This window comes from Rhodococcus sp. R1101 (genome assembly GCF_000278445.1).
GTDB classification, from domain to species: Bacteria; Actinomycetota; Actinomycetes; order Mycobacteriales; family Mycobacteriaceae; genus Rhodococcus; species Rhodococcus gordoniae.
The window spans coordinates 1-3,895 of record NZ_AJVB01000369.1 but is presented as its reverse complement, the minus strand read 5'-3'; the positions used below and the strand labels follow the sequence as shown (position 1 = coordinate 3,895).

Below are 3,895 nucleotides of genomic sequence, written 5' to 3'. Positions count from 1 at the left end.
CGACCGCAACCTCGCCGCGTTCTCGTCGGGTGAGGCCCGAGTGCTCGTCGCGACGGATGTCGCTGCGCGCGGTGTCCACGTCGACGACGTCGAACTCGTCGTGCACGTCGATCCTCCGGCCGAGCACAAGGCATACCTGCACCGCTCGGGCCGTACCGCCCGCGCCGGCAGCACGGGCGACGTCGTGACCGTCGTGCTGCCCGACCAGCGCAAGGATCTCGCGGCCATCATGCGCAAGGCCGCGATCGACGTCACCCCGGTGAAGGTGACGGCGGACTCCGAGCACGTGCTCGCGCTCGTCGGCGAGATCGCGCCGCATGTTCCGCCGGCTCCGAAGCAGACTGCCGCGCCGTCGCGTCCGCAGCGCAACGGCGGCGGTCGGCGGTCGTCGGCTCCTCGTCAGGGTTCCACCCAGCGCTCCGGTTCGGGGCAGCGCTCCTCCTCGAGCGGACAGCGTTCCGCGGATGGACAGCGCTCCTCGGGAGGACAGCGTGCGACCGGCGGTCAGCGTTCGGCCGGTCAGGGCGCCGCAACCGCAACCGGTGGCCGCCGCCGTCCCCAGCGCCGCACCTCCGCTGCACGCTGAGTCCGACCGCCCGCGTCAGCGGGGTGTGAACCTGTGTATCGCGTACATCGCGTCCGCGGACACCGGTTCGGTCGGCACACAGCGCCGTAATCGCTCCCGTACGTCGTCGGCGTCGAGATCGGCGCCGATGACGACGAGTTGCGTCCCGTCGGGCACATCGTCCCGTCGGCCCGCCGTGTCGAAGCGGATGTGGTCGCCCACGGTGTGCACCAGATAGTCGGCGGTGTGCAACCCGGCGGTGACACGCACATATCCTTTGATACGGAACACCCCTGCGGGCTGGTTCTCGAGGAAATCGACCAGCACGCGGGGGTGCAGTGCATCTGCGGCGTCGAAGGTGATCGCGTCGTAGCCCTCGTGCAGATGGGTGTGGTCGTGCTCGTCCTGCTCGTAGAGCAGTTCGTCGAGGGTGAGCTGTTCCCCGGGCCGGGGATCCGGACGCTCCGGGATGTCGAACAACAGCGCCGGGTCGATGCGGCCGTGGTCGGTGGAGACGACCGCCGCGCGGGAATTGAGCCGGCACAGGCGGGTCAGCAGATCGTCGTGAGCGTCACCGTCGATGCGGTCGGTCTTGTTGACCAGCACCAGATCTGCGAGAGCGACGTGTTGTTCGAGTTCGGGATGCTGCGCTGCGGTCGCGGCGAACTCCACCGCGTCGACGACGAGCACGAGGCCGCCGTAGGTGACGTATTCGTTCTCCGAGCCGGCGACGAGCCGGATCATGTTGCGGGGCTCGGCGAGTCCGCTGGCCTCGACGACGATGACGTCGAGATCGGACGAGCGGTGGGCGAGCTTGTCGAGCATCGCGTCCATGTCGCTGACATCGACTGCGCAGCACAGGCATCCGTTGCTGAGCGAAACCATCGAGTCGACCTGCCCGGCGACCATCATGGAATCGATGTTGACCGAGCCGAAGTCGTTGACGATCACGCCGATCCGCGCACCGCGGGTATTACGCAGAAGGTGGTTGAGCAGCGTCGTCTTCCCCGCGCCGAGAAATCCGGCCACCACGATCACCGGGATCTGCTTCTTCGCCATGAAGGTGAGACTAGCGGTGTGCGCGTGTGCGGTTCCGGTAGCCGCCGCTACCGGAACCGCGCACCGGCGGCATCAGCTGCCGCGCTTGATCCACTCCTCGAGATGCGGCGACTCGGTACCGATGGTGGTGCCGTCGCCGTGACCGGTGTGGACCGTGGTCTCCGCGGGCAGGACGAAGAGCTTGTCGCGGATCGACCCGATGATGGTCGGGAAGTCCGAGAACGAGCGGCCCGTCGCGCCCGGCCCGCCGGAGAACAGGGTGTCGCCGCTGAACAGCTCACCCGCCTCCGGCAGGTACAGGCAGGTCGAGCCCGGTGAGTGACCCGGTGTGGCGATCGCCTGGATGTCGGTGCCGGCAACCCGGATCCGCTCCCCGTCCTCGAGCGTGCCGTGTGCGACACCCGGATGGGTCATCTCCCACAGCATGTCGTCGGCCGGGTTGAGCAGGATCGGCGCGTCGAGCTTCTCCGACAGTTCGGGCGCCACCGTGATGTGGTCGTTGTGGGCGTGCGTGCATACGATCGCCACGACCTTCCGCCCACCGACGGCGTCGATGATCGGCTGCGCGGTGTGCGCGGCATCGATGACGACCACCTCGGAGTCGTCGCCGACGAGCCAGATGTTGTTGTCGACCTCCCATTCGCCGCCGTCGAGCTCGAAGGTGCCCGAGGTGACGACGCGGTCGACGCGGATCGGAGAGGTGCTCACAGGACCACCACCGAACGCAGCACCTCACCGCGGTGCATCGTCTCGAAGGCCTTCTCGACGTCGTCGATGCCGATGCGCTCGGTGACGAACTTCTCGAGCGGCAGACGCCCCTGCTGGTAGAGGTCGACGTAGGTCGGGAAGTCGCGCTCGGGCAGGCAGTCGCCGTACCACGAGCTCTTGAGCGAGCCGCCGTGCGAGAAGAAGTCGATCAGCGGCATCTCGAGGGTCATGTCCGGGGTGGGCACACCCACGAGGACGACGGTGCCGGCGAGATCGCGGGCATAGAAGGCCTGCTTGTAGGTCTCCGGACGGCCCACGGCCTCGATGACGACGTCGGCACCGAAACCGCCCGTCAGTTCCTTGATCGCCTCGACCGCGTCGACCGAGGTGGAGTTGACGGTGTGGGTGGCGCCGAGATCGGTGGCCCACTCGAGCTTCTTGTCGTCGCGGTCGACGGCGATGATCGTGCCTGCGCCCGCCAGACGCGCCCCCATGATCGCGGCATCGCCGACACCGCCACAGCCGATGACCGCGACGGACTGGCCACGCGACACTCCGCCGGTGTTGACGGCGGCGCCGAGACCTGCCATGACACCGCAACCGAGCAGGCCCACGACGGCCGGATCGGCACTCGGGTCGACCTTGGTGCACTGGCCGGCGTGCACGAGAGTCTTGTCGGCGAATGCGCCGATGCCCAGCGCCGGGGTGAGCTCGGTGCCGTCCTCGAGCGTCATCTTCTGCGTGGCGTTGAAGGTGTCGAAGCAGTACTGCGGCCGGCCGCGCTTGCACGCGCGACACTGTCCGCACACCGCGCGCCAGTTCAGGACGACGAAGTCGCCCACGGCGACGGAGTCGACACCCTCACCGACGGACTCGACGACACCGGCGGCCTCGTGGCCGAGCAGGAACGGGAACTCGTCGTTGATGCCACCCTCGCGGTAGTGCAGATCCGTGTGGCACACCCCGCACGCGGCGATCGCGACGACGACCTCACCGGGTCCGGGATCGGGGATCACGATGGGCACGACCTCCACAGGCGCTCCCTTCGAGCGAGCGACGACTCCGCGGACTGTTTGCGACATGGTGTCTCCGTTTCGTGATGCGACCGGCTGTGTCCGGTGATTCCGACTTCCGGTGATTCCGACCCTAGCCACTCCCGCGACGCTCTGCTCCTGATCGTTCGACGGGTCCGACCCCGCCGAACGGCCAGGCGGCCATCCGACTTCCCCTTGTCCGATTGGCGCATTTCCCTCGGATTTCGCATCCGGTGCTCGCAGAAGTGTTCACCGCCACCACCTCGGAAAAGCCGCCTCGATGTAACGCTCCGACCGGCCTTCACGAAATCCGTTACGACCCGTCGCACTTCGGCGGACCGGCAATTCCTCGGTGAGAAACGGATTGGTAGAGGCCCATGGCACTTCGAAAGTCGCTGTCGCGTCGGAGAATTCTTGCCGGCGTCTTCGCTCCCACCGCACTCGGAGTCGTGGCAGCGGCCGCGATCGTGCTACCCCAGCAGGACACCCCCACCGTGGCCGACCCGTATCTCGCCGGCCTCGCGAAGAC

Annotated in this window: 4 protein-coding genes; 1 reads left to right on the top strand and 3 read right to left on the bottom strand. The window is 67.7% G+C overall.

Going from position 1 to position 3,895, the window contains the following annotated elements:
• Nucleotides 1-586 (top strand): helicase-related protein (locus R1101_RS27355; RefSeq protein WP_016934747.1); only part of this gene is annotated, 586 nt, incomplete at its 5' end.
• A gap of 15 nt (nucleotides 587-601) precedes the next feature.
• Here R1101_RS27355 and R1101_RS0118000 read toward each other — a convergent pair.
• The 3 genes from R1101_RS0118000 to R1101_RS0117990 all read right to left on the bottom strand — a co-directional run bounded on the left by R1101_RS0118000 (nucleotide 602) and on the right by R1101_RS0117990 (nucleotide 3,414).
• Nucleotides 602-1,624, bottom strand: coding sequence for a CobW family GTP-binding protein (locus R1101_RS0118000; RefSeq protein WP_016934746.1), 1,023 nt, complete (start codon nucleotides 1,622-1,624; stop codon nucleotides 602-604).
• 72 nt (nucleotides 1,625-1,696) lie between these two features.
• On the bottom strand, nucleotides 1,697-2,332 hold the full coding sequence (locus R1101_RS0117995; protein WP_016934745.1) for an MBL fold metallo-hydrolase: 636 nt from the start codon (nucleotides 2,330-2,332) through the stop codon (nucleotides 1,697-1,699).
• Complete coding sequence (locus tag R1101_RS0117990; protein ID WP_026003424.1) at nucleotides 2,329-3,414, bottom strand: S-(hydroxymethyl)mycothiol dehydrogenase; 1,086 nt, start codon at nucleotides 3,412-3,414, stop codon at nucleotides 2,329-2,331. Before R1101_RS0117990 ends, R1101_RS0117995 begins: the two co-directional genes overlap by 4 nt.
• Nucleotides 3,415-3,895 lie beyond the last annotated feature (481 nt).